We start from the raw sequence: 24,809 nt of genomic DNA, 5'->3' as shown, positions 1-24,809 counted from the left end.
TTCCTTTTTTCCATTTTTAGAATTTGAACTATAGTTAATTGAACGGATTTTGCGATTAGTTTTTTAGCCATAGTAAGGATACTAAAATGCGTTATTGCATTGGTTTAACCCTTCTTGAAGTTTTAATTACTGTCTCAATTATTGCCCTAACTCTCACTTTGGGTGTGCCATCTGTGCTCAACGCACAAAAAAATATGCAACTTAAAGGTGCTGTCGAAGTCAGTTACTTTGCTTTACAAAAAGCCCGCTCAACAGCCATATCGAATCAAGCAGACATTACCGTTGTATTTAATGCGACTAACCCTTGGTGCATTGCCCTAAGCGATAGTGGCTTATGTGATTGCCATATCTATGAAAATTGCTCTGTTGAAGGTGTTGAGTCTGCCGTTAAGGCCACTGATTTCAATCTAATAGCGCTGCAAGACATTTCTTTTGGTGGTGATGATGCCACCAATTTTGATGGCGTCAGAGGCTTATCTATTGGCCATGCCGGCTCAGCGGTATTCAGTGATGGCAGTAACGAAGTTAAGCTGATTTTAAGTAATATGGGCAGAGTCAGACTCTGTGTAAAATCGGGGCAATTAGGCGCGTATAAGCCATGTTAAATCGTCTTTTATACCAAACAGGTACTTCTTTGGTTGAATTGATGATCTCGATGGCCATTGGATTTGCTTCGTTGACCGCTATGGCATCGTTGGTTGGTCATGGAATTGGCTTAAACAGTCAATTAATGGCTAAGTCTCGTCTGGATGAAGAAGTGAATGCGGTAGCTGCGCTCATGATTCGCGACATAAAACGTGCTGGTTACGATGGCAATATTGCTATTGTTGTAAACGATCCCAATCAGTTTGTTTCAGTCTTTGATAATTCTTTGGCGGTCTACAGTTACCCCGGTGAGGCTGCCAGTAGTTGTGTAGAATTCAGCTACGATCGCAATCAAAACGGTGTGTTAGATGTGGTCAGCGGTAATGAAAACTTTGGTTATAGATTAAAAGACAATGCCATCGAAATTCGCATAGACGGCTTATCTTGCGGGGCGGGTGGTTGGCACGATTTAACCGACCCAGACATAATTAAAGTCAGTCATCTTAAGTTTGTACTGCAACAACAAAACAATCATGGGGTGAATACCCACCGTATCGCTATTGAACTGCAAGCAGAGTTAAAAAGTGACTCGAGCGTATCTAAGCGTTTCAGCACTTCATTTTTAGTTAAAAATTATGACTAGCGTCCATACTTCGCCCCTTTTGCCTCACAAACAACACGGCGCTATTATCTTGGTCACCGTGGTGTTGATGTTGGTGATGATCACTCTAGTCACCTTGTATACCGGTAAAATTCAGTCTTTCGAACATAAGATTATATTGAATAGCCAAAATAAAAAATTGGCTTTTGCAGCCGCCGAGTCGGGCCTCATGCGTGGTTTCGCAGAATTACAGCAACATAAAGAGTGGTCTATTGGTGCGATTAATGAGGTACTCCTTAGTCAAAACAGCTATACCGTTACTGCCACACAACAGCTCATTAACCGCCATGATAGAGAGTTAGCACTCATACAACTTACATCTACAGGCGTTTCAGCTGATGGCTTAGCTACCTCGACTGTGACACAGCAGGCCTTAGTCTATCCCTTGATTGTGCAGATACCAAAAGCGCCTGTATTAGTTGCTGGAGGGCTCAATGATCAAGTGAGTTTTGAACTTGCAGCAAATCCAAATGGTGGGGGAGAGAGCGTGCCCTTAAGTATTTGGTCGAATGCGCAAGTTGATATGGATGCTATTGTTGGTTTTACCTGCGCCCTAGAAGAATATTCTTCTGGCATCTGTCCGCTTAACGCTTACTCATTTTCGATGAATCAAGGCAATGATATTTTATCAAATGATGCAAATTTTCCCGTCGATATTTTTGCTTATTTATTTAATGTTTCTTTGCAACATTATTCAGCCATAAAGAGTGAAGCAGATTTGGTTTTGAATGATTGTCTTTTGCTCAATAACAGTCACTTTGGAATCGTTTGGGTTGATGGGGATTGTCATATTAACAACGGCTTAAATATAGGTGATGCTGCGTATCCTATATTGCTATTTGTCAATGACGGTAGCTTACATTTAGGCCTAGGTTCTACACTAAATGGACTGGTGTTTATGCTTAAACAAAACAGTACTTTGGCCACTTTTGATGTATTTATACCGCCTTCGAGTTCGATAAATGGGGCTTTGCTCGCTAACTACGCCCTAGGTGATTTAGCTGGCAGTCTGAACGTGAAATACGATCAGGCAGCCTTGGCGACACTTACCGAATCGCCGACTTTTTTACGTGTCGCTAAGATCCCTGGGAGTTGGCATGATCTATAACATTAGGCGTCACTGTGGATTTTCACTTATCGAAGTATTGATTGCGTCGTTGATGATTATGTTGGGTGTGACAGGCTATGTGACACTACAAAGTGAATTTGTATTGGCAGATTCAAAGATAAATTTACGCAATATTGCTTTACGATTAGCCCAAGAAAAATTTGATGATTTAGCCAGTTTTAGTCAAGTTGTAAGCGCCGCTAATGGACTTGGTTACAATGATATACAGACAAATACTGGTGGTGAGTTAGCAAGTGGTCAAGTTGAGGTGTCGTTAGGTAACAATGCGGCTAATATTCGTACGTTTACCCGAACTTGGTTGGTCAATAATCGCTATTTTGTGGATCTCGATAATGACTCGTATGCTGATACTTGGGTGGATTCGACTCATCCTAGCCTGATTATGCCCCTTCCGACCATTGCAGGGCAGAAAAGTATTCGGATACAAATTGATTGGCTTGATTATCAAGGGGACAATCAGTCTATTATCTTGGCGGGCTCTTTAACTCCCGTTGCCCCGAGTCGCAGTTTATTGGCTTTTTCAGATTTACCCAGTTCAAACAAGATACCCCAAGTAGTGTTTACACCGAGCAGTATTCCTGACTCTCATACTGTTGAGGTGGGGAATAATGAGTTTAAACAAAGTGCCAGTCCTATTATTGTTAGCCCTGAGCGTATTGAGTTGTCGATTGAAGATTATCGGCACGAAGATGGGCAATACATCAAAAGTAGCCAAGCGGATTTTACCACGGTGAGTTGTCGATGCGAGTTAGCCGGAATGGGGCAGGGTATGACCCCCTCGTTTACTACAATCAGCAATGGCAGAAGCCATATTGAAGCGGGCCAACTGCAATATAAAATGACAGGAACACCTTCTTCAACAGGGCAGTCAACTTTATGTTCGCAATGTTGCCAAGATCATCATGACAGCACGCAAACAATCGCGGATGAGCGCTTTTATCGAAACGACAGTGGCGTACCTCATTCCCACTTTCAACTGGTAGGCGGAACTGGCTATCAACAGGCTTTGATACCTGGTGACCAATATGATGAAGCCTGTCGATTTCGCAGAGTCGATGGCTATTTTGTGTTGTATCCTGACTGGCATTTAGTTGAGTTAGTGGCGTTTAGTCCAGATTATTTTTTAAACCCCAGCAATTTAACTGCGTATGCTGCATTTAGCCAGGCGGTGATGAGTGGCCTGATCAATCATGCAAGTTTGCCGACAAAACCCATTAACAGAGATGTAGATGCCATGAACGGCGGCGGTCAGCTAACGGTAAGGGGGATTTATTTGGATCCCTTGACGACAAGTGATAGGTCTTTGTTGCAGGCAAAAATTGCAAATGGCGATGCAGATTGGTTGGCTCTTACTCCTTTTTATGACGTGAATTTGACATTATTGGCTAACTGGAGCACTGCTGACCCCTCTATTGCGGTGATTTCCAATGAGCCTCTTAGTCCTTTCCCCTCGAATACGTTTCAATATTACCAAGAATTTAGCAGAGGAGAGTTAACTATTATCAGTTCTGGAAGCACTCAAATTTCAGCTAGCGCGTCGGTGCACAACAGCACCATGGCAGGTGTGCCTCCGATTACGCCCACAGAACTTGCCACTGTGCAGAAGGATGACAGTGTTTTGCTACATTAATTTATGCCAAAGCCGCTAAACAGGATGACGGGCAGTGAATAACGACATATCACCAAACCATCGAAAATATATACCTTTCGTTAAGTAAAAATAACCAAACTTCAGGGAATTTAGCTAACATACACCAACCACCAAAGTAATTTGTTCATAGGTATGGGGTTATAGTGTTAGAGAGTCTACCAGTCGTTCATCGAATTCATAAGGTGCCACTTCATGTGCGCGGTGTGGGTATGATTGAAATTTTAGTCACTCTATTTATTCTCTCTGTCGGGTTATTAGGTGTTGTTTATTTGCAATTTGTCGGTTCATTTACTAACTCTGAATCTCTAAATCGATCCCAATCCGTATTGGTGGCTCAGCAAATGTCGGAGCGACTCAGAGCCAGCGCCACCTTCTCCATTCGAGGAGATGGCTTGGTAGTGGACAATGAATACTTTGATCCAGATAACTATAATTTTCAAACCCTCACATGCTCGGGTAGTGAGCAAGCCTACGAATGTTTTTGTAAATCACGGCCGTCGGTGATCCCTAATTGTAACGACAATATTTGTTCTGCTAGTGATCTAGCAAAGTTTGATGCTTATGAGCTGTCGTGTGCGGCGGTGATCACCAATCCCGATGTGACTATTTCATTGGATTGCGAAGACAATGATTTAATGGATTTACAAAGTTGTAGTGTCGGTTCCAAACATATCGTTACGCTCAAGTGGCCTGTAGAGAATTGGCAAAATATCAACAGAACACTCAATGCAAAATGCATGGTAGGTGAAACGAGCCCCCATGATTGCGTATCAGTAGATGTCACACTATGAAAACCCCTAAGCAACAACACGGTTTTAGTCTAGTTGAGTTGATGATTTCTTTGACTATCGGTTTGATGATCTCAGGTGCGTTGATTCAAGTTATGTTAGGCAACAATGTCACTGAAAGATTAAATCAAGCGGTGTCATCGGTCCAAGAAAGTGGTCGTTTTATTATTACTCGTTTGCGCAACGATTTATTGATGACAGGCCGTTATGATAATTTATCCCCTGATCTTAACCGAGATGTGGATGTCGCTGTCGAAGCGGCCATTGTGCAAAATAATCCTGTGCCTTTACCTGGTGATTTTGTCAATGATGCCACAGTGGGGTCGCTTGAAGGCGCTAGTGGCGCAAGTGATACCTTAGTCGTCAGCGCTCAAGCCAGCACTGATTGTCGAGGTTATAAATTAGGTTACGCCGCCAACGAAGAGTTTTATGTGGTTAATCAGTATTTTGTCACGGGCACGACACTACAATGCAGAGGTTTTGACGGACGAGTTCTGAGGGGGCAAAAAGTCGCTGTTGGCAATGACAGTGATAAGGCTTATACCTTACTGGACGACGTCTATAGCTTTCAAGTGCAATACGGGGTGTCTAATACTCTGTCTGTAGGCGACAACTCGTCGCGACCTGTAAGATTTGTTACAGCAGACGCTTTGGCAGCGCTTCGGACTGCCGGAGCGCAAGTTGTTGCAATACGTATCGCGGTGCTACTTAAAGCCGATTCTGATGTTCTGATTGACCCGGTCCCCTCCTTTAAATTACTGGACGAAGCAGTGTACCAGCCCACTGACAAACGTTTATTTAAGCAATTTGAAACGACGGTTACGTTACGAAATGTAAAAAACTTTATTCGCAGTAGGAATATATGAATCATACAAATATGCACAAAAATTCAGGCATGGTGATGGTATTTGCCTTACTGATATTACTCAGTTTAACCATCCTAGGTGTTACATCTGTCGCCAGTAGTTTGATGCAAAGCAAAATGGCGGTGTCGATGGAGCGAAGCTCTCTTGCATTTGACGCTGCAGAGTCAGCGATTGCAGGTGTCATTTTTGAGGCAGAAGATAAAGTTGTCTTAGCAGATGCAAATATAAATGACCCCTTGTCTGATGCACGAGGGGGTAACCAATTGGATTTAACTGTGCAGTCTTTAAGTTGTTTTGAAGAAAATGATTGGACCAATCGTAGCGTGACATCAGCAGGATTGAGTAAAGGAAGTCGTCACGTAGGGACAGGAGATTATGTCGCGCAACCTGCTATTGATAGTTGGTCTAAAACCGCCTTTTTGCGCGAGCAACCTTGTGTTGGCTCTAGCAATGTTATTGGTGGTAGTAATATTAGTTGTCACGTATTTATTGTGCGTGGCTGCGGCCAATTAAAAGACAGCAACTTTGTAGTCGCAAATACCTTGAATGCCTCGGTCTTTGCACCTGCTGCCCAATAGAGGGGGCTTTTATGAATACATTACGTCAAATAAATCGGGTATTTTTGTTACTTTCGGCTTTGTGTTGCGCTCATGTCGCACTGGCAGACGACCTTGAAATTTACTTAGGCACATCCGGCTCGCAAGTGACTTACAATCCAAATGTACTTTTTATTATGGACACTTCGGGCAGTATGACAGGTAGGGACGATGGCTCTCAGTCACGCATGTTGCGGGTTCAAAATGCCCTCAAAGAAACACTCTCTTCCGTTACCAACATTAATGCAGGTTTAATGCGATTTTCTGACTACGGTGGGCCTATTCTCTATCCGGTTCGCCCCATTGATGACGCTGTGCGCCCAGAAATTATTACCTCAATTAGTCAAGGCAGTGACGATGCTTTCGAAATTAGCTCAAGTGTCACTGTAGGTGCTAACACCCTAAAATTGTCTGAAAGTACTACGCCAGTAACTGTGGGTATACGTTATCAAAATTTGAATATTCCAAGAGGGGCCACCATTACTAGTGCTTTTGTGCGCTTTACCTCAAATAATTACAATGTAGCAAGCACTGAATTTACGATCAGCGGTGAGTTAGTTGGTAACGCCAGTGAGTTTTCTAATACTGCGAGTAATATCACTAGTCGTGCCAAAACCGCCAACTCTGTGTTGTGGAATACGGACAACGATTGGCCAGTGTCTAACGAAACAATTTCAACGCCAGATATCACCAGTATCATCCAAGAGATCGTCGATCAAAGCACGTGGTGTGGCGGTAACGCGCTAAGTTTATTGATTGAAGGTGTGGGCAGTTCGAGTAGTAGTGCAAGACAAGCAAAAGCCTATGAAGAAGGCTCTGGTTTATCACCACAGCTAGTCATCACTTATGATGACACAACGGCTACAGGCTGTGTGAAAGGCGGTTATACTTATCAAGTTAGTTCGCAGCGATACAATGCTGAAGAGCGCTCAAATGGTTATGAGTCAACGGGTAGTGAACTTGGCTTTTCAAGTGGCTCAAATGACTATGTAGGGGTGATTTTTAGAAATGTCGCCCTACCAAGAAATGCTGCAATATCGAATGCTTACCTAGAATTTACCGCCTATCAAACTAGCTCTAGTAGCTATGCTTCAATGAATATTTATGGTGCCAATGTTAATGATGTAGGCAACTTCAATAATTATGACCGCTATGAACTACGTAACATCGCTAAAACTGCTGCGGTAAATTGGGCTGACATCCCTCGTTGGTACCGAAACTATACGTATCAGAGTCCTGCCGTCACCAATATTGTGCAACAGATTGTTAATCGCAGTGGGTGGAATGCGGGCAATGAAATGATGTTTATTATGGCTGATTTCAACGGTACTCGAGGCGCATACAGCTACAATGGACAACCCTCTGGCGCCGTTAAATTAGTCATTGAATTTGAAGGTCAAGCCACGCCAGGGCAAACATCAACGGTGCGGGACCACCTCATAAGCCAAGTCGACTCGCTCAGCGCGGAAGGTTTTACACCGATTGTTGATACCCTATATGAGGCGGCCAACTATTATGCCGGTTTCAATGTGGACTATGGCTTGAAACGAGGCGATAGCTCAACTTCTTCTTCGGTAAGACGAAATACCAGAGTAAGCAGTCGTTTAAGTTATATTGGGGCCGACTCTGTGTTACCTAGCGGTTGTACCTTGGATAATCTCAGTAGTTCATCCTGTGTGGGTGAATATATTCCCAGCGGCGCACAATATGTTTCACCGATTACTGACAGGCAATGCCAAACCAATAACCATATTGTATTGTTGTCCGACGGCGAAGCGAATAACAACCACAGCGTGAGTAAAATAGAAAGTATGTTAGGTTTATCTTGTCGCGGTTCCGGCGGAGAAAAGTGCGGGTTGGATTTAATCCGTAATATCGGTGATGCCGATGAATCGGTGATCGACTCAAAAATCTATACCCATACCATCGGTTTTGCCGCCAATAGTACTGCAAATGCATTTTTAAATGACTTAGCAATTAATGGGAATGGTGGCTTTTACACGGCATCGAATACCGAAGATCTAGTTGATGTGTTTGCATCCATTTTGAAGACAGTAAAAGATGTTAACGCCACGTTCGTCTCACCCGGGGTAGCAGTTAATCAACTCAACCGATTGACCCACAATGATGAATTGTATTTTGCACTATTTAAACCAGCTGAAGGCACGTTGTGGCCTGGAAATGTAAAAAAATACAAATTAGATGGCGCAGACATACTCGATAAAAACGGCAACAATGCGGTAGACAGTTTAACCGGGTTTTTCAGCGACAACGCCCACAGCTATTGGTCAGTGTTAGCTGATGGCAATGATGTCCGCGATGGCGGAGCGGCAAGCCAAATGGGTTTGCCCCGCAATGTCTACGCGTTTTCTGGTCCTGGCACGATTATGACCACAGCGAATTTAGTCCATGAAGACAACAATAATTTTACGGTGAGCGATTTGGCCCTTGGTTCGGTAGCCAACTCAAGTACGGTCAGAGAAACCTTACTAAAATGGGCTCGGGGCGTGGATGTTCGAGATGATGATGGGGATGGACTTGATACCGATGCCCGTTTGCAAATGGGCGACCCGATTCATTCGCAGCCTGTTATTGTTAACTATTCTCTTACTGAGAGCGCTGTCTTGGTCGCAACAAATCATGGTTATCTGCATTCGTTCGACCCTGAAACAGGCACCGAAAATTTTGCCATTATGCCCAAAGAATTAATGGAAAATTTGTATGACTTTTATCGTGATAGCTCGACCTTTACTCACATATATGGCTTAGATGGCGACATGGTGTTGCGTTCAGTAGGTAACAATAAATATCTTTATCTGGGCATGCGCCGAGGAGGTAAAAATTATTATGCTCTTGACGTTAGTAACAAAACATCCCCCTCTTTATTATTTAAAATAGAAGGCGGTGCAGGGGAGTTTGCTAAGCTAGGGCAAACATGGTCGAAACCCACTGTCACAAAAATTCGAGTAGGGAGCACGGCTAAAAATGTGCTGATTTTTGGTGGTGGCTACGACGCCGACCAAGACAGCAAATTGACGCGCAGTGCCGATAGCACAGGTAACGCGGTTTTCATTGTTGATGCTGATTCTGGTGCGCTCATTTGGTCTGCGAGTAACAGTGATGCCAATTTAAATCTCAGTGATATGCAATACAGTATTCCCGCCAGAGTATCGGTCATTGACCGAGACAATGACGGCTTTGCCGATCACATGTACGTGGTAGATATGGGCGGCCAATTGTTTCGTCTCGATATTCATAATGGAGAGGCTATAAGTGACTTAGTCACCGGTGGCTTAATGGCTGATTTTGGTGGTGATAGCAATACGGATAACCGCCGGTTTTATTATGGCCCTGATGTCACTGAGATTAGTTTAGGTGCAGAGCACTATTATGCTGTTGCTCTTGGCTCAGGCTATCGAGCTCATCCTTTAAACAGTGAGATAGAAGACCATTTTTACATGATAAAAGACACTGGCGTTTTCACTTTTGACGAAGACGGCAATTACAGTCTACCCAGCCCTGTGTTGAGTATTTCTAGTTTGTATGATGCAACTGATCATCTGTTAAGCTCCTCTGACAGCACCTTACAGCAAATTGAGGCGAATAATTTTGCACAACTTTCCGGTTGGATGATCAGGCTTGGGGCTGGTGGTGAAAAAGTGCTCGCTTCGCCCTTGATATTAGATTATCAAATTATCTTTACCACTTACTTACCGGCTACGGCGAGCACAAGCTCTTGTGCACCGCCATCAGGCAATAGTCGCGCATACTTGGTTGAGCTAGTTAACGGCAACGCGGTCACCGACTTAAATCAGGATGGGGAGCAACAGCATCAAGATCGGTACGCACAGTTAAAACAAACGGGTATTGCGCCCGATACCAAAATCTTGATTGAAGATATTATTAAGCCCATTGTTTGCTTAGGCACTGAATGCGCTTCAACGGTAATCCAGCGAGACAGTAATGGCGATCAAATTGCCTGTAATTCAGATTTTGAATGTTTAGCCGAAAATATCTACAGTAACTTTGAACGAGTACAAAAAAGCAGTTGGAAAACTGAAATAGAAAGGCAGTAACAATGTATTCAAATAAAAAAAATAAGAGTGCGGGATTTACCTTAGTTGAACTGATGATCGTGGTAGCCATTGTTGGCATTATCAGTATGTTGGCCTATCCGAGTTACCAAGGCTTTATCAAAAGCAGTAATCGGTCTGCTGCACAAGCTGATTTAATGTCATTGGCAGCAGCAATGGAGCGCCACAAAGCAGCGAGTTATAGTTATAAAAAAGCAGCAGTCTCTGGAGCAGATACTGGCAGTCCAGCCAACTTTCATAAACACAGCCCTTCTGCTGAGCCTTATGCTAATCGCAAATATGATCTTCTTATCAGCCAAGCAACAGGTAGCACGTATTTAATCGAGGCAAAACCAAGTTCTAGCAGTGCACAAGCCGGTGATGGCAGTTTGTTTTTTTACAGTGATGGTCGACGTGCGTGGGATAAAGACAATAGCGGCGCTATTAGTGGTGCAGAATATTGCTGGACTTGCTAACTAAAGCGAATAGAGACGTTTGTGACGTGCTTGGTTACACAACCTTAGTTTTCACGTCTCTTGGTCGCTGAAACTCTGTTTCCGTCTCAAGTTAACAAGGTGATAAGAAGAGCAGTAGCCGATGAGCCTAACAAGCTAAACGTATAAAAACGTTTAACGTTGTGTCCATTTGAGTCCGTTTGATTTCATTATCCAGGCTGGGAGCACCCCTTCAGATTAGGGACAACTGAGTTCAGTACCAGTGGTGTCTTCATGAATACCATTTCTATCACTATCAGTGCTCATTTTTACTCGACCTTGAAGAGTAATTGTGATTTGCCTAGCGTATTCTGCTTCTTTGTCGGTATGACAAATTAACAACGTATAGTTGCCTGATGCCTCACCATTTGGCAAAAACATCAGTGAATTTGCCGGGCCAGTTACATAGTTATTTGGTGAAATTGCTTCAGTGGTGGCGATTAGCTCTTCGTCTGAACCCCTATCTCCATTTCCGTCAATATCAATAAAAACGATTTTTGGGGCGTCCCAATCGTTGCTGCAAACGGAATAGTCAGATGAGGGGCACACGACCGTGCTGATTTGTTGATCAATTGAATTATTTCGAGCAAACTGAATAACCGCACTTAATTCATTGATTTGTGAGGCTATTTTATTTTTTATTAAGATGCTCTGAATACTGGGTGCCACAGCTGTCATAATAATTGCTACGATCGCTAAACTGATCAGGATTTCGATGAGGGTTACCCCTTTTTGATTCGCCACTGCCGCTCCTTTTAAACTTATTGAGATAACATAAACTAATTTAAGAAAAATTTGGTATAAATTGTGTTGTCATGGTTAGAATTGCTATACACAAGGACAAACCGATGATTTGATCGGTTTACAAAATATTGAGAAAAACGATAGGTATTACACGATGTTAGCTGCCACAATAATTGAACAAATGCGAGTTCTCTCGCACATTGAGCCTGCTTTTGAAGTTAGACGTAGGGTCGACTTTATAAAAATGCATTTACTGAATAGCGGGATGAAGAGTTTAGTATTGGGTATCAGTGGCGGTATAGATTCCTGTACCTTAGGAAAGCTGGCACAACTTGCAGTGAACGAGCTAAATGAAGAAAGAGATGAAGGCTTTCAATTTGTTGCGGTCCGTTTACCCTATAACGTTCAGGCCGATGAAATAGACGCCCAAGCATCAATTGACTTTATCGAACCTAGCCATAGTGTTGCTGTTAATGTTCAACCTGGCGCTGATGCTATCGACCAACAAACTAGCTTGGCCTTGAGTGCACATGACTTACTGCCCGAAAGTGAAACAAAACGTGATTTTGTTAAAGGCAATGTTAAAGCTCGCACACGCATGGTGATTCAATATGAAATAGCAGGCATGTTAGACGGCCTAGTCCTTGGAACCGATCATTCAGCAGAAAACATTACGGGTTTTTACACCAAGTACGGTGACGGCGCTTGTGACTTAGCGCCTCTATTTGGTTTAAACAAACGACAAGTTAGGCAAGTTGCGGCATTTCTCGGCGCACCACAAAACGTGATCACTAAGGCGCCAACTGCCGACCTTGAAAGTCTTGCGCCGCAAAAAGCGGATGAACTCGCTTTAGGCCTCAGTTATGATGAAATTGATGACTTTTTAGAGGGCAAGGATGTTGCTCAACATGTGTCAGATAAACTCATTAGCATATTTGTAAAAACGCAGCATAAGCGCGTACCAATTCCAACTATTTACGATTAATCTAACCTGCAGGGATATAAAGATGAAAAAATTAGAAGCCATAATCAAACCGTTTAAGTTAGATGATGTTCGTGAGTCTTTAGCACAAATTGGGGTAAATGGGATGACAGTAACCGAAGTAAAAGGCTTCGGTCGTCAAAAAGGTCATACAGAGATGTATCGGGGTGCAGAGTATAACGTCGATTTTTTACCCAAAGTTAAGTTGGAAATCGTGATTGTTGATGAGCTCGTTGAAAGAGCCATTGAAGCAATAATGAACACCGCGCAAACAGGCAAAATAGGTGATGGCAAGATATTCGTCTATGACGTAGAACGCGTCATTCGGATTCGTACTGGCGAGGAAAACGAAGAAGCCGTTTAGCGTGTAATGGCTTAATAAATATTCTGTTTTTAGTGACTTTGTGAGGAGTTAACAGAAATACAAATTAATTTGTATTTAATGTGAAATAAAGTTGAGTGGGCTATGGTCTATGTTATTGACGTTATCAACCCCGCAAATTTTGTTGTTAAATTAAAGGATAAACCAATGAATCAAATTAAAAAAACGGCCATCGCATCGACTATTGGTGCCGTAGTGATAGGCTCGCTTGCTTCTGTGAGCTTGCAAGCCAATGCAAACCCTTTTGAAATGCAATCTCTTGAGTCTGGTTACATGTTAAGCCTCGCTGAGGGCAGCTGTGGTGGTGACAAAGCTGCCAAGGTTAAAGATAAAGAAGGTAAATGTGGTGAAGGCAAGTGCGGCGGCGATAAAGCGAAAGCCATGGCCAAGGACATGAAAGAAGGTAAATGTGGCGAAGGCAAGTGTGGCGGCGATAAAGCGAAAGCCATGGCCAAAGACATGAAAGAAGGTAAATGCGGCGAAGGCAAGTGCGGTGGTGATAAAGCGAAAGCCAAGGTTCAAGATAAAATGAAAAAAGAAGGTAAATGTGGCGAAGGCAAATGCGGTGAAGGAAAATGCGGCGGCCAAGCGTAAGCTACTACAGCAATAAAAAGGCCAGCCAATGCTGGCCTTTACTTTTTTAAGGAGCCTTTATGTCTAATAAAATTCCATTTCCTGGTGCGGGTTTAGGGCTCAGAAGAGAAATGTTGGACCAACTCAGCCCTGTTCCTCAACAAGTTGATTTTTGGGAAATAGCACCAGAAAATTGGATCCCATTAGGCGGTAAATATCAAAAAGTGCTTCGTCAACTTACCGAACATCATTACTTTACCTGCCATGGGCTGTCTCTTTCCATCGGCAGTCCGGCGCCTTTAGACGTAAACTTTGTGAAGAGTGTTAAACATTTTTTAGACGAGCATAACATTCAATTTTACAGTGAGCATCTGAGTTATTGTTCGGGTGAAGGTCATTTGTATGATCTTATGCCTATCCCTTTTACAGAGGATGCAGTGAAGCACGTGGTTGCCCGCATTAAACAGGTTCAAGACATTATTGAACGACCGCTCATTCTAGAAAATGTGTCCTATTATGCGTCGCCCGGCCAAGAAATGACTGAACAGGCGTTTACCTTAGCCATATTAGAAGAGTCGGGCTGTTCGCTCTTACTTGATGTAAATAATATTTACGTCAATTCAATTAATCATGGTTACAATGCGGAGCAGTTTTTAGCGGCGATGCCGAGTCATAAAATTGCTTATGGGCATATTGCAGGGCATTTTGATGAAGCAGATGATTTGAAGGTAGATACTCACGGCGCTGATGTCATTGAACCTGTCTGGCATTTATTGCAGCAGGCTTATGCACTTCACGGTGTATTTCCAACGCTATTAGAGCGGGATTTTAATATTCCACCGATGCCCGTTTTATTGCAAGAAGTCGAAAATATAAAATCAATCCAAGCTCAGTTTAGGCCCACGACGGCTTCACAAAGGTTGGCGTAATGACCGACTTTAAAGCGATACAGCAGCAATTTATTGCTCATTTGAAAGACCCCGATAATGTGGCTTTTGATTATGGTATTGAAGACCGCAGACTTAAAATATATCGTGAATTGTTTTTTAATAATATCCTTGGTTTTCTCAGTTCTGGATTTCCGGTACTCGCTTCGATTTACCAAGAACAAGAATGGTTAAGACTCGCTCGCCAGTTTTTTGCTAGCCACCGTTGTCGATCACCTTACTTTACCGACATTAGTTTGGAGTTTGTTGAATATTTAAGCAGCGAACATCAAGCAACAGATTACGATCCGCCTTTCCTGAGTGAGCTTGCACATTACGAGTGGCTAGAATTATCTATTAGTATTAAAAAATGCTCCGAACCTTTAGTCGTTTGGGAGCAAAATAATGATGATTTTCCCACTCTGATACAGTTTTCACCCTTGGCAACCTTAGTCAGTTATCACTTTCCAGTCCATCGCATTAGCGTGGATTTTCAGCCCCATTTGGCGGAAGAGCCCGTTTATCTCGTGGTATATCGAAATAATAAAGACGACGTGAATTTTTCTTTAATTAATCAAGTCAGTGCTCACCTGTTAAATGTGATCCAGCAAAACGCGCACATAGGCATGTCAGAGTTGTTAGCCCAGATGCAATCTGTTTTACCGCAAATTAATCCTGCACAACTCAACTTGTCAGTGCAAAATATTGTTGAACAAATGTTGAGCAAAGAAATATTGCTGCCAACAAAATGTGATTAGTTTTGTTGTCAAAGGACCTTTGGCAAGGTAAAAGCTACCATTTTGAGGTGGTTTGCATTACCATCTTGCCCCTTATATAAAATGCTATTTATTTGCTTCTTAGGAGTTTGGTTATGCAAAATGAAAACGAAGTCATCGACCCATTCAACTGGTCCTATGTTTTTGCCGCATTAATCGTTTTATTAGCCTTTCCATTGTTAAACGCCATTGTCGGTTGGTTTGTTTTTTATCTATAAACCGCAATAAATTTTTTACTTACTACGGGGAAATTCGTGTCCGCCGCTTATATAAAGTCGGTCATTAAGACCGTGCCTGATTATCCTAAACCAGGGATAATGTTCCGTGATGTCACCTCAGTATTAGAGGACCACACCGCCTATTCGCAAACCATTGCATTGTTAGTTAAACACTATGCACCAATGGGATTCGATAAAGTTGCTGGTACAGAAGCGCGAGGTTTCCTTTTTGGCGCACCTCTAGCGATTGAGCTTGGCATTGGGTTTATTCCTGTGCGCAAGCCTAGAAAACTGCCGAGAGCCGTGATCAGCGAAAGCTACGAATTAGAATACGGTACTGATTCTCTTGAAATTCACCAAGATGCGGTAAAGCCCGGTGAAAAAGTTTTGATGTTAGATGATCTTCTGGCAACGGGTGGAACAATGATCGCTACGGCAAATTTAATCCGTCGTTTGGGGGGGATTGTTGAGCACGCTGGTTTTGTTATCTCTTTGCCCTCTCTTGGTGGTGAGCAAAAATTAACACAAAACGGCGTAACCAGTTTTTCAATTTGTGAGTTTGAAGGCGAGTAACAAAAAAGCATGAGTTATCAGGTATTAGCCCGTAAATGGCGTCCCAATAGTTTTGCCGAATTAGTTGGGCAAGAACATGTTGTATCCGCTATTTCGAATGCCTTAGATAACGATAGATTACATCACGCTTATTTGTTTACAGGCACCCGAGGAGTAGGCAAAACTACCATCGCGCGCATTTTTTCTAAAAGCTTAAACTGTGAATTAGGTCTAAGTGCAACACCATGTGGAAAATGCAGTACCTGTGTAGAGATTGAGCAGGGCAACTTCATCGACATGTTGGAGATCGATGCGGCCTCGCGTACTAAAGTCGAAGACACTAGAGAGTTATTAGATAACGTGCAGTATCGTCCAAGCAGAGGGCGCTACAAGGTGTACCTTATCGATGAAGTTCACATGTTGTCGAAACACAGTTTTAATGCTTTGCTTAAAACGCTAGAAGAGCCGCCTCCTCATGTGAAATTTTTGCTGGCCACGACGGATCCACAAAAGTTACCTGTCACGATATTATCTCGCTGTTTGCAGTTCAATCTAAAAGCCTTATCGCGCAGTCAGATATCACAGCAGTTGGCCTTTATTCTGCAACAAGAACATCTTGAGAGTGAAAGCGAAGCGTTAAATCAGTTAGCTCGGGCTGCACAGGGCAGTATGCGCGATGCACTCAGTTTAACCGACCAAGCCATAGCCCAAGGCAATGGGGTTGTTAGTCTATCCATCGTGACGGATATGCTTGGCTTGATGGACAAAAATGTTGTACTCAAGTTACTTAATGCCCTCTTGCAAAAGCACAGTGATGAGGTCATGGCATCGGTTGACAAAATGGCTATGCAAGCAGCTGATTTTAGTCAGGTCTTAGCTGAGTTGATGAGTCTGTTGCATCAAGTTGCTTTGACCCAACTCGTTCCAGACGCCTGTAAACTTGAAACTATATCGGCTCGTGCGATTTATCAAATTGCAAAAGGTGTTGCCCCAGAGCATATCCAACTACTTTATCAAATCGCGCTATTGGGCAAAAAAGACTTACCCCATGCTGCGGATGCTCGGTCTGGTTTAGAAATGACCTTGCTTAGAATGCTAGCCTTTTGCCCAGATAATATCAGTTTAAATCCTGAAGACATCAATTCGCTGGGCACACAAGCTCTGACAAGTCAGCCTGATGTAACGCTTGCGCCTGAAAAAAAGGTGACAGTTGCTCAACCGTCTCCTGAGACAATCTCAGAGCCAGAGCAACCAAAGGCGGTTGATATACATACTCAAGCTGAAATACACAAAAACCTTGAGCAAGGTATCCAAACTCATCCAGAGGCTCATCATGCTAAAGTGGAAGCAGATCATAATGATGATTACCCCCACGTCGACTACGGCATGGATGAAGAACAACAAAATTTAGCTGACAGCGCCTATGAACAAGAATTGTTTGCTCAACAACAAACCATTGTTGAACAGGCTGAATACTTTGGACACAGTGAGCAAGTCGCCACACCTGACGCAGCTCAGTCAAGCCCTCAATCCTCTTTAAGCACCACTGAAACAATGATTGCTTTGCGTAAAAAGCTGCAGCAGTCACAGGCGGCTATGGAGGAAAAGTCACAGGCTGAAAAAAAGCCAGTAAAGACTGATGTTCCTAATTTAGCCTCAATTCGCCTTCCGAAAAGTAATGATAGCCTTACAGAATTAAAGAGTATTACAGCGGCTGTTGAAGTAAACACTGAGCCACGTTCTACTGCTGTTAATCTTGAAATAAGCGAAAATCCGCTTAATGGCGTTATAGTGCCAGTGTCAGTGAACCATGAAGTGGCGCCCCCTTGGGATGATGATGATCGCCCCAGAGAAACAGAACCAGAGCACACTATTACTACCAGTGAAATAAGCTCAGATGTAAAAACAGACAGTGTAGTAGAAGCTTACCAAGCCCTTGATGCTCATGGTCATTTAGGCTTAGACGAGTTAGGCGAGGTGACAATTGAAATCCCGCTCTTTCTAGCAGATCAACAAAAAGTCATATCGGCCATTCAAGTGGATGAATGGAGTCAGTTAATTGATAGTATGCAAATTACCGCTTTAACCAAACAGCTTGCTTTGCATTCTTCTTTTGAAAAAAACGCTGATACTGTGAAATTAACCCTGTTAGCAAGTAAAGAGCACTTGGATACTCCCTCAGCTAGGGAGCAAATAGGCAATGCGCTCAAAACAGCTTTAAACGCTGACATAGTGCTTGAAATTGAATTGGGCCACCCCATTAATACACCTTTTGCCATACAGCAAAAAGTGAATACCTTACGACAAGAATACGCCGAACAAGTTATTAACAATGATGCAAGTATCAGATTCATGCAAGAGTTGTTTGCGGCTAGAGTTGATAACAACAGTATTGTTGCAAAATAAGCCCTTACAGGCTGAATATTTCATTTAAGAAGAGAGAATTATTATGTTTAAAGGCGGTATGGGTAACATGATGAAACAGGCTCAGCAGATGCAAGAACGCATGCAAAAGAGCCAAGAAGAACTTGCTTCAATCGAAGTCACTGGTCAATCAGGTGCTGGTTTAGTAAAGGTAACCATGACCTGTAACCATGCTGCTCGACGAGTAGAGATTGATGAGAGCTTGATGCAAGACGACAAAGAAATGATTGAAGATCTCGTTGCTGCTGCAATCAATGATGCTGTGCGTAAAGTGCAAGAAACCACAAAAGAAAAAATGGCTTCCGTTACCGGTGGTATGCAGATGCCTCCCGGCTTCAAGATGCCTTTTTAGTAAAAAAGAATATATTAATCATATAGTTAAAATATTTTCTTGAAGGGTGGGACATAAAGGGGACAAATCTCATAACAATCATACCTTTCTGAGAAACCACCGTGATTCTGATTCAAAGTTTAAGTAAAACAAAAAAGACCACTCAATGTAGTGGTCTTTTTTGTTAAGCGATTTAGTTATTTGTACTTCATTTGAATTCGAATCATCCTATGTGACTCGTTTGTCGGGAATGAGCGAATTGCCGCCGTTGGGCATATTTGATGTTCGATTGAGCTATCACTCTAAAGCGGACATTAACGTTCCAGTGAGCGCCGAACAACTAAACTAAAGCGGCTTGTTAGGTTTTACCGGAGTTCCTAATACGAAGTTATAAACTGGCTCAGGACACGAACCCTTCTCAGGGCAAAACCAACCAGCTACTACCTCCTCTCCCACGAAGCCAAGCTCGTCTACTGTACCATGAACATCCATTCCTCCATCGCAAATGTTTGCCCTAAGCGCAAAATGAAAGCGGCTTCCTAAGACCGAATAAGCCGCAATTTCAGTTGATTCAGGAAATATAGGTTTTCTGACAGGTTGCTCAGATAAAATTTCCATTTTGAGAGCATTCTCCATTGAACAGGTGCGAACTTTCTCATTAGTTAGTCTTACGGTTATAGTTCGAATTATTTCTTTTTTAGTGTTTAGGTAGGCAAAGTTAAAAACGGCCCCAGCATTAATAATTCTGGGAGTTGGTTTTTTAATTGCGGTGGTGTAGTCCTCTACATATTTCCAGTATTTTTCTTCAGCCAGACGTTCTTCTTCAGAAATGTTAGAACATCCTGAAATAAATATAATTAAAGTAAAAAGCGAGAGTAATTTCATAGAAATCTAACGCCCCAAGCAACTGTAGCTGCAGTGGAGTTTATTTTTATGTGATGCTTTTTCCGCATAAAAACAAACGGAGTGTAAGCTGTCAGATTGCCTTGCCTTGTTATAAATCACTTGCTCGGTTTCTCCTGAGCTTCTGGATTACCACCTTGTACAAGATATGAATCCCATAAAAAACACGCCCCAGAAATAAATGCATTGCCAGTTCCACTTAAAGTACCAAACAGATAGCCTTCATACTTTTTTAGTTTGATCGATAGCTCACACCCAGAGCTTCCAAACACCGACCAATAAGATTCGTCATTCCCTGATGTCGTAAACTTATCTTCGAACGAATCGAAATCACCAGATTGATACGAAGCTTCAATTATTGAGCAAAGCTTTGGTAACAAGCTTTCCCAATCAGGTAAGCATATCGTGTAATTCTGTTGTCTATCCATTTACCGCTCTGATTTATAACGAGGCTGTAGAAAAAGTCGGTTTTGACATTGCATTTTCTACTACCCTTCTTCATTTTTAACTTTTGCTACTTTGCCTTGAAGATGAGGATTTTTCAATTTTATTGATGGGATTTTGGGATAATTTTCTTTTCGGCGATTTTGTATTTGTTATGGCCTGATTTTAGGGGCTTCAAAGAGCGGTATTTACCGTCATGTGATATTAGCTTTATGCCGCTAACTGTCCGTAATTCTTGAGTTTCTCAATATTGTGTATCAAGCAGAACAAATACCACTGGCCTTGCACCTTATTTTTGCCACGCAGGCTGAAGCGTTTGAGATTCTTGTTGGTCCCTATGTTGCCGAACACAGGTTCAACCACGGACATGCGGTGACTGTAAATTTGTTTGCCCTTGGGACTATCAACGCGCAGTCTCATCCAGTCGGTATAATTGGGCGGTCGCGGTTTGTCATCAATTAAAAACGATACTATCCGTCCATGTCCTTTAGGTTTATCGGGTGATTCAGGGTTACGTAAACATTGCTGCTTTTTCTCACAACCTCGGCAGGCGCGTATTTTGCCTTCAAAGCCTATTCGTGTGCCACCAGAGGGTTCAGTGCGACGCCAGGTCTCCCACATAGCTTCACCCATTGGGCAAACGCAGGTCATGTTAATGGGGTCGAAATTAAATTCATTAGCAGGGATTAACTCAACCTTACTCTCTTTATTATCTTGATGACGTTTACCGTATTTTTGCTTTTGCTCATTGAACTTGGGGTCACGGCTTCTAAATTGGTTGTCAGGAATGTAGGCATTAATGTCATTGTCATGCAGATATACATTGTTCGCTTCGTTCGCAAAACCCGTGTCTGCGGTGATGATAGTTTGCGCTTTTAAGATGTCTTCGCTAATAGCTAAACGCTTAAACCGCGCTTGAATACTTTCAAGTACGGGCTGCAACGTGTGCTGCTCTGGGCCGCTACCAAACACTTGGGCGTCAACGATAATTTGGTGCTTTTTATCCACCGCTGCCACCCCGTTATAGCCTTGAATAGTGCCTTTACTGGTGGTCATCTTGGCTGATTCATTATCGGTAATATTACTCTTCACTTCTTGTGGACGTTTACCTGTCCCCATCCGTGGTGCGGCGTCAGCTTCCTTTAGAAAAGCATTTATTTTGTCATGCGCTTTATTCAAGGTATCGATAGTTTGCGCGGTGCGCTGTTTGCGTACTTCATCCACAGACTCACACTTATCAAGCTTCTCATGCTGGTCCATCTGATAGCGGATTTGGCGTTTAAGTTTATCGCGTTTTTCTTCCAACTCTTTAAATGTGCCAGACCATTCTTTGGACGCATTTGATGACATTTTACATCCATCAATAGCAAACAATTCATTGCCCAATAAACCTTGGGTATGACATATCAACAGCACTTGCTCAAAGACGCTTTCAACCTCTTTTTTACGACCACTCACAAAGCCTGCAATGGTTGTAAAATGCGGTACAGAGTCACACGACAAGGCTTTAAATATCACATTAGTGTCACAGCACCACTCAATTTCGCGGCTTGAAGTAATGCCTTTGGAATAGGCAAACAAAATGATTTTTAACAGGGCTGCGGGATCATACGCAGGACGGCCAGTGGCATCATTTTGGTACTTCGGATAAAACACCGATAAGTCCAATTTTTCATCAATCAAATGATGAATAGCATATTCAAACGTACCTGGCTGTAATTGGTCGAGGTAGTTGATTATAACCATTGAGTTTTGTTGATAATTGAGTGGGATAAAACGTGGCATCACCAAGGCTCCTGTGCCTACTTGATAATACCTATTGGATCACAAACGACGATCTGTGGGAAGTGAATAATGATGGTTTTTTGAACTATTTTAGGGTTTTTCTACAGCCTCAACGCTTAACATATGGGGATTTTATGAGCGTTTTTGAGCTAGTGAAATTACCGCTGGCTTGGCTTGTCATATACAATGTTTTAAACGCTTTAGATACTTTGTGTCAATCTTTAAATCTTCCCCTGTTTTATCTCTTTCTGATGGGGTTTCTGGGCTTATCCACAAGCTGGAACTATGAGACCAACAGGATGGTAGCTCAATTCTTGCGTTCGGAAAATTCATAGTGCTAAAAAACACCTTCCAACAGTGCCCATTAGCTCCATCAGAAAAATGGATTACTTCAGTTATTTTTATTGTCTCGTTGACACGAACCTTAGCAACTATTTTATATCTTTCTTCAAAATAAGTTGATAAAACAAAACTCTCTTTGGTTGATACAATGTAGGAATCGTAAGGAATTTGATCAATGGCAAATATATTGAATTCTTCCTTAACCTCAAAACATGAATTAGCAAGTTCAGTCACAAATGGTTCATTGGTAACAACTGAAGAGCAACCGATGAAAAGAAAAGTGGCTAATAGTATATATAACCTCGTAACTCTCCTTTGCATATAACGCTTATTAACGAGCATTTCGCATTTGTCGCTGCTCGATTTGATTGTTCTTTTCGTCATTTTCAGTGCTTACCTTCTGATTTTATTAAGTATTTTTTACTTCAATTAAGCTAAAACTGCGGCAGTTCTAAAAAGCAAAAGAAGCCTGACTTTAACGAGACTTTTTCCCCTTCCTATTAAAAACCATGCGCAAAATATTTTCCATAATTAAATTAATAACTTAGCAATAATCGGAAAAACAAAGTGAGACCTAGGAAATTTATTTAATAGGAAGCGATATTGGCATTATTCACCAAACTTCATTATACCTAATTTTTTATACAGCATATTTAAGTAAGAAATATTTAACCAGTCACTTAATCTATAGTCCGCTTTGGTCGGAACTCATAATGCAGACTATGCCAATAGCGAAGGTCGGCTTTTGGCACTTAACGGCCCTATAGTGGCCGTCAGAATAATGATATATGAATAAATATTTATGGTAATTGTGCCAACTTGCTTGGCAGTTATTAAGACATTTCCCCCTAGGATTGCCACCAATAAAATTAGTATTGGCTTTCCAGTTTAAAGCTGTTTCTAATCGCATCAAATTGCGATTCTTCATTATCCTTAATAACTTTTCCGTAAATTTTTGTGATCATTGACCAGTCTTTGTGGCCCATTTGTTTGGCTAAAAAGTTAAGTTTTGCGTTATTTTCTAACATCAAAGAGGCATAGGTATGGCGCAGTTGATAGGCTGGCCGATGGGCTAACTTCGCTTCTTTTAACCAATTGCTCCATTGATTTGGTGTTGTTGTAATCTCTGGTCTTTTATATGGAAGATCACCCCGACTCAAAAATACACGACGTCTAAATACCGTTTTACTTTTTTGATTCTTGAAATGCAGTGTTTCTTGTAGAGCCGGTTTGTCATACGTTTCTAGCTTTTGCTCCTGAAGAACATTAATAACATTGGGGAGTAACCAGACCTCTCGTTTACTGGTTTTTGTTTTTGGTGATTTGATATTACCTTTTCGTGTTAGGTTATGTTTGACTGACAATATTCCTTTTTTTAAATCGATATCTTCCCAAGCTAGAGCACTTAATTCACCATGTCGCAAGCCTGTATAAGCAGCTATTTCAATCATACGTCTTGTTTGGCGAATATGTACAACTCCTAACAATCTTTCTAACTCAGATTTCGAGAATGGATCAATAGTATAATCGTCGTCGATGTCACAATCGTCAGCTTCAAGTGGAAGAAGATTTTTAATCGGGTTTATTCGAATGTACGATTTTTCTAGTGCGTATTTAAAAATCCGGTTAAGCGTTATCGTATAGTCGTGCACTGTTGACGTTCTGCAAACGGTCACTTTATCTGCTCTAAGTTCGTCGAGTTCTTCTCTAGTAATTTCTGCAACGAATTTTTTTAGAATCTTTTCATCTCTGAGCCAATTCTCCACAGTTGTTAATTTTCCCAGAAATGAGTCAGTTATCTGATTTTTTCTTTTTTCTCGGTATTCATCAAAACAGTCTTGTAAAGTCATCCTCGCATTGTGCATTGCATGGATCGGAAAGTGTTTTTGCCAAAATTCGTCGGGCGCGTTTTGGTAAGTGAAGTTATCGATATCCTGCTTTATGTTCGCGAGTTTGAGTCTTGCTCTATCAATGTTTTCTAAAGTTAGCTCCCAACCCAATGATCGTTTCATTGGCACTGTTTTACCTGGCACTTTAAACTGCAAACGCAACAAGTTTTTGTGTAAATGCACACCACGTGCTTTCGATAGTGCATCTAATAATTTTGGGTGAAAAGACTCTCGCATATAAAATGGTCCTCGACTAGATGAAAGGGCGTAATTCTTTAAGGTTTACTCTCATTTGCGCGCCTGGTCTTTCTTGCTTCCAGGCTTTATTTTCTGGAATTAGATTTTTAGGATCTTTGATTCTTTGATACAAAGCACGTGTTGTTTTATTTACTCGACCTGCGGCCTCTTTCAGGCTCATCCACTTGTCTTCATCTGAGTTGCGCAGATCAGAGATAGACTTTTCCATTAATAAAATCTTTTGCTCAAGATTTTCGATTTTTTCTGCTGCGGTCATTACATCTGCTAATTTCAAAAACATTTGTTTGTAGTCTTTCATTTCGATTTCCTGTGTAGTTAAGTAGAGAAGACATCCTTAAGTTACAAAAAAAAATTCAAATCAAGAAATTTTAGCGATTTTTCAAAACCGGCTTATTTTTATTTTTTTATACGAAATTTAAATTCTCCGAAGTGCAAAA

At 41.9% G+C, this 24,809-nt stretch carries 25 protein-coding genes; 18 read left to right on the top strand and 7 right to left on the bottom strand.

Features of this window, described 5'->3' with window-relative positions; translation table 11 throughout:
* Positions 1–86 precede the first annotated feature (86 nt).
* The 9 genes from ACEN2L_RS04515 (at position 87) to ACEN2L_RS04475 (ending at position 10,825) form a co-directional block, all read left to right on the top strand.
* Positions 87–605 carry a pilus assembly FimT family protein gene (locus ACEN2L_RS04515; RefSeq protein ID WP_441742037.1) on the top strand — a complete coding sequence of 173 codons (519 nt, stop codon included), beginning with the start codon at positions 87–89 and terminating at the stop codon, positions 603–605.
* Positions 599–1,228, top strand: a complete 630-nt coding sequence (locus tag ACEN2L_RS04510) for a hypothetical protein (RefSeq protein WP_441742035.1) — start codon at positions 599–601, stop codon at positions 1,226–1,228. Before ACEN2L_RS04515 ends, ACEN2L_RS04510 begins: the two co-directional genes overlap by 7 nt.
* Complete coding sequence (locus ACEN2L_RS04505; RefSeq protein ID WP_441742033.1) at positions 1,221–2,354, top strand: pilus assembly PilX family protein; 1,134 nt, start codon at positions 1,221–1,223, stop codon at positions 2,352–2,354. Before ACEN2L_RS04510 ends, ACEN2L_RS04505 begins: the two co-directional genes overlap by 8 nt.
* Positions 2,344–4,005, top strand: a complete 1,662-nt coding sequence (locus ACEN2L_RS04500; RefSeq protein WP_441742031.1) for a type IV pilus modification PilV family protein — start codon at positions 2,344–2,346, stop codon at positions 4,003–4,005. Before ACEN2L_RS04505 ends, ACEN2L_RS04500 begins: the two co-directional genes overlap by 11 nt.
* Before the next feature lie 164 nt (positions 4,006–4,169).
* Positions 4,170–4,817 carry a type IV pilus modification PilV family protein gene (locus tag ACEN2L_RS04495; RefSeq protein WP_441742029.1) on the top strand — a complete coding sequence of 216 codons (648 nt, stop codon included), beginning with the start codon at positions 4,170–4,172 and terminating at the stop codon, positions 4,815–4,817.
* Positions 4,814–5,680, top strand: a complete 867-nt coding sequence (locus ACEN2L_RS04490; RefSeq protein WP_441742027.1) for a PilW family protein — start codon at positions 4,814–4,816, stop codon at positions 5,678–5,680. Before ACEN2L_RS04495 ends, ACEN2L_RS04490 begins: the two co-directional genes overlap by 4 nt.
* The gene (locus ACEN2L_RS04485; protein WP_306022649.1) at positions 5,677–6,258 is read left to right on the top strand and encodes a PilX N-terminal domain-containing pilus assembly protein; all 582 of its coding nucleotides are present in this window, start codon (positions 5,677–5,679) and stop codon (positions 6,256–6,258) included. The genes ACEN2L_RS04490 and ACEN2L_RS04485 overlap by 4 nt, the downstream gene beginning before the upstream one ends.
* An 11-nt stretch (positions 6,259–6,269) precedes the next feature.
* On the top strand, positions 6,270–10,352 hold the full coding sequence (locus ACEN2L_RS04480; protein ID WP_441742025.1) for a PilC/PilY family type IV pilus protein: 4,083 nt from the start codon (positions 6,270–6,272) through the stop codon (positions 10,350–10,352).
* Between the two features lie 2 nt (positions 10,353–10,354).
* Positions 10,355–10,825, top strand: coding sequence for a type IV pilin protein (locus ACEN2L_RS04475; protein ID WP_441742023.1), 471 nt, complete (start codon positions 10,355–10,357; stop codon positions 10,823–10,825).
* 216 nt (positions 10,826–11,041) lie between these two features.
* Here ACEN2L_RS04475 and ACEN2L_RS04470 read toward each other — a convergent pair whose 3' ends face one another.
* Positions 11,042–11,587 carry a GspH/FimT family pseudopilin gene (locus tag ACEN2L_RS04470; RefSeq protein WP_306022652.1) on the bottom strand — a complete coding sequence of 182 codons (546 nt, stop codon included), beginning with the start codon at positions 11,585–11,587 and terminating at the stop codon, positions 11,042–11,044.
* A gap of 109 nt (positions 11,588–11,696) precedes the next feature.
* Between ACEN2L_RS04470 and nadE the strand changes: the two genes are divergently transcribed.
* From nadE to ACEN2L_RS04425, 9 genes are all read left to right on the top strand, one after another.
* A complete protein-coding gene (gene nadE, locus ACEN2L_RS04465; RefSeq protein ID WP_441742021.1) occupies positions 11,697–12,572 on the top strand; it encodes an ammonia-dependent NAD(+) synthetase in 876 nt (291 codons plus the stop codon).
* Positions 12,573–12,594: 22 nt separating this feature from the next.
* A complete protein-coding gene (locus tag ACEN2L_RS04460; RefSeq protein WP_306022654.1) occupies positions 12,595–12,933 on the top strand; it encodes a P-II family nitrogen regulator in 339 nt (112 codons plus the stop codon).
* 165 nt (positions 12,934–13,098) lie between these two features.
* Positions 13,099–13,545 carry an HvfA family oxazolone/thioamide-modified RiPP metallophore gene (locus ACEN2L_RS04455; RefSeq protein WP_306022655.1) on the top strand — a complete coding sequence of 149 codons (447 nt, stop codon included), beginning with the start codon at positions 13,099–13,101 and terminating at the stop codon, positions 13,543–13,545.
* A 59-nt stretch (positions 13,546–13,604) separates the two neighbouring features.
* Positions 13,605–14,453, top strand: a complete 849-nt coding sequence (locus tag ACEN2L_RS04450) for an HvfB family MNIO-type RiPP peptide maturase (RefSeq protein ID WP_441742018.1) — start codon at positions 13,605–13,607, stop codon at positions 14,451–14,453.
* Positions 14,453–15,208, top strand: coding sequence for an HvfC family RiPP maturation protein (locus tag ACEN2L_RS04445; protein ID WP_441742016.1), 756 nt, complete (start codon positions 14,453–14,455; stop codon positions 15,206–15,208). The genes ACEN2L_RS04450 and ACEN2L_RS04445 overlap by 1 nt, the downstream gene beginning before the upstream one ends.
* A gap of 113 nt (positions 15,209–15,321) precedes the next feature.
* Positions 15,322–15,444 (top strand): hypothetical protein, encoded by a 123-nt coding sequence (locus ACEN2L_RS04440; protein WP_306022658.1) that lies wholly within the window; start codon positions 15,322–15,324, stop codon positions 15,442–15,444.
* A 36-nt stretch (positions 15,445–15,480) separates the two neighbouring features.
* Positions 15,481–16,017 (top strand): adenine phosphoribosyltransferase, encoded by a 537-nt coding sequence (apt, locus tag ACEN2L_RS04435; protein ID WP_306022659.1) that lies wholly within the window; start codon positions 15,481–15,483, stop codon positions 16,015–16,017.
* A gap of 9 nt (positions 16,018–16,026) precedes the next feature.
* Positions 16,027–18,402, top strand: coding sequence for a DNA polymerase III subunit gamma/tau (gene dnaX, locus ACEN2L_RS04430; protein WP_441742014.1), 2,376 nt, complete (start codon positions 16,027–16,029; stop codon positions 18,400–18,402).
* Positions 18,403–18,445: 43 nt separating this feature from the next.
* On the top strand, positions 18,446–18,772 hold the full coding sequence (locus tag ACEN2L_RS04425; protein WP_306020014.1) for a YbaB/EbfC family nucleoid-associated protein: 327 nt from the start codon (positions 18,446–18,448) through the stop codon (positions 18,770–18,772).
* A 324-nt stretch (positions 18,773–19,096) separates the two neighbouring features.
* On the opposite strand, the gene ACEN2L_RS04420 is transcribed toward ACEN2L_RS04425, so the two are convergent.
* The 6 genes from ACEN2L_RS04420 to ACEN2L_RS04395 all read right to left on the bottom strand — a co-directional run bounded on the left by ACEN2L_RS04420 (position 19,097) and on the right by ACEN2L_RS04395 (position 24,670).
* On the bottom strand, positions 19,097–19,636 hold the full coding sequence (locus tag ACEN2L_RS04420) for a hypothetical protein (RefSeq protein WP_441742012.1): 540 nt from the start codon (positions 19,634–19,636) through the stop codon (positions 19,097–19,099).
* A gap of 116 nt (positions 19,637–19,752) precedes the next feature.
* Positions 19,753–20,082, bottom strand: coding sequence for a hypothetical protein (locus ACEN2L_RS04415; protein ID WP_441742010.1), 330 nt, complete (start codon positions 20,080–20,082; stop codon positions 19,753–19,755).
* Positions 20,083–20,308: 226 nt separating this feature from the next.
* Positions 20,309–21,883: a transposase gene (locus ACEN2L_RS04410; RefSeq protein ID WP_441742008.1), complete on the bottom strand. Its 1,575-nt coding sequence runs from the start codon at positions 21,881–21,883 to the stop codon at positions 20,309–20,311.
* Positions 21,884–22,060: 177 nt separating this feature from the next.
* Positions 22,061–22,609, bottom strand: coding sequence for a hypothetical protein (locus ACEN2L_RS04405; protein WP_441742006.1), 549 nt, complete (start codon positions 22,607–22,609; stop codon positions 22,061–22,063).
* Between the two features lie 485 nt (positions 22,610–23,094).
* Positions 23,095–24,351 carry a tyrosine-type recombinase/integrase gene (locus ACEN2L_RS04400; protein WP_441742004.1) on the bottom strand — a complete coding sequence of 419 codons (1,257 nt, stop codon included), beginning with the start codon at positions 24,349–24,351 and terminating at the stop codon, positions 23,095–23,097.
* A gap of 16 nt (positions 24,352–24,367) precedes the next feature.
* Positions 24,368–24,670 carry a hypothetical protein gene (locus ACEN2L_RS04395; RefSeq protein ID WP_441742002.1) on the bottom strand — a complete coding sequence of 101 codons (303 nt, stop codon included), beginning with the start codon at positions 24,668–24,670 and terminating at the stop codon, positions 24,368–24,370.
* Positions 24,671–24,809: the final 139 nt, after the last annotated feature.

Source organism: Flavobacterium sp. W21_SRS_FM6 (genome assembly GCF_052119645.1).
Lineage (GTDB): Bacteria > Pseudomonadota > Gammaproteobacteria > Enterobacterales > Alteromonadaceae > Paraglaciecola.
The sequence above is the reverse complement of the archived record's forward strand: the minus strand, read 5'-3'. Positions and strand labels throughout refer to the sequence as shown.

Coding starts and splice junctions, on each gene's coding strand:
- ACEN2L_RS04500 (WP_441742031.1), top strand. CDS start 2,344: ATGATCTATAACATTAGGCGTCACTGTGGATTTTCACTTATCGAAGTA.
- ACEN2L_RS04425 (WP_306020014.1), top strand. CDS start 18,446: ATGTTTAAAGGCGGTATGGGTAACATGATGAAACAGGCTCAGCAGATG.
- ACEN2L_RS04415 (WP_441742010.1), bottom strand. CDS start 20,082: ATGGATAGACAACAGAATTACACGATATGCTTACCTGATTGGGAAAGC.
- ACEN2L_RS04480 (WP_441742025.1), top strand. CDS start 6,270: ATGAATACATTACGTCAAATAAATCGGGTATTTTTGTTACTTTCGGCT.
- ACEN2L_RS04450 (WP_441742018.1), top strand. CDS start 13,605: ATGTCTAATAAAATTCCATTTCCTGGTGCGGGTTTAGGGCTCAGAAGA.
- ACEN2L_RS04515 (WP_441742037.1), top strand. CDS start 87: ATGCGTTATTGCATTGGTTTAACCCTTCTTGAAGTTTTAATTACTGTC.
- dnaX (WP_441742014.1), top strand. CDS start 16,027: ATGAGTTATCAGGTATTAGCCCGTAAATGGCGTCCCAATAGTTTTGCC.
- ACEN2L_RS04460 (WP_306022654.1), top strand. CDS start 12,595: ATGAAAAAATTAGAAGCCATAATCAAACCGTTTAAGTTAGATGATGTT.
- ACEN2L_RS04485 (WP_306022649.1), top strand. CDS start 5,677: ATGAATCATACAAATATGCACAAAAATTCAGGCATGGTGATGGTATTT.
- ACEN2L_RS04440 (WP_306022658.1), top strand. CDS start 15,322: ATGCAAAATGAAAACGAAGTCATCGACCCATTCAACTGGTCCTATGTT.
- ACEN2L_RS04410 (WP_441742008.1), bottom strand. CDS start 21,883: ATGCCACGTTTTATCCCACTCAATTATCAACAAAACTCAATGGTTATA.
- ACEN2L_RS04475 (WP_441742023.1), top strand. CDS start 10,355: ATGTATTCAAATAAAAAAAATAAGAGTGCGGGATTTACCTTAGTTGAA.
- ACEN2L_RS04490 (WP_441742027.1), top strand. CDS start 4,814: ATGAAAACCCCTAAGCAACAACACGGTTTTAGTCTAGTTGAGTTGATG.
- ACEN2L_RS04455 (WP_306022655.1), top strand. CDS start 13,099: ATGAATCAAATTAAAAAAACGGCCATCGCATCGACTATTGGTGCCGTA.
- ACEN2L_RS04445 (WP_441742016.1), top strand. CDS start 14,453: ATGACCGACTTTAAAGCGATACAGCAGCAATTTATTGCTCATTTGAAA.
- ACEN2L_RS04405 (WP_441742006.1), bottom strand. CDS start 22,609: ATGACGAAAAGAACAATCAAATCGAGCAGCGACAAATGCGAAATGCTC.
- ACEN2L_RS04420 (WP_441742012.1), bottom strand. CDS start 19,636: ATGAAATTACTCTCGCTTTTTACTTTAATTATATTTATTTCAGGATGT.
- ACEN2L_RS04510 (WP_441742035.1), top strand. CDS start 599: ATGTTAAATCGTCTTTTATACCAAACAGGTACTTCTTTGGTTGAATTG.
- ACEN2L_RS04395 (WP_441742002.1), bottom strand. CDS start 24,670: ATGAAAGACTACAAACAAATGTTTTTGAAATTAGCAGATGTAATGACC.
- ACEN2L_RS04505 (WP_441742033.1), top strand. CDS start 1,221: ATGACTAGCGTCCATACTTCGCCCCTTTTGCCTCACAAACAACACGGC.
- ACEN2L_RS04400 (WP_441742004.1), bottom strand. CDS start 24,351: ATGCGAGAGTCTTTTCACCCAAAATTATTAGATGCACTATCGAAAGCA.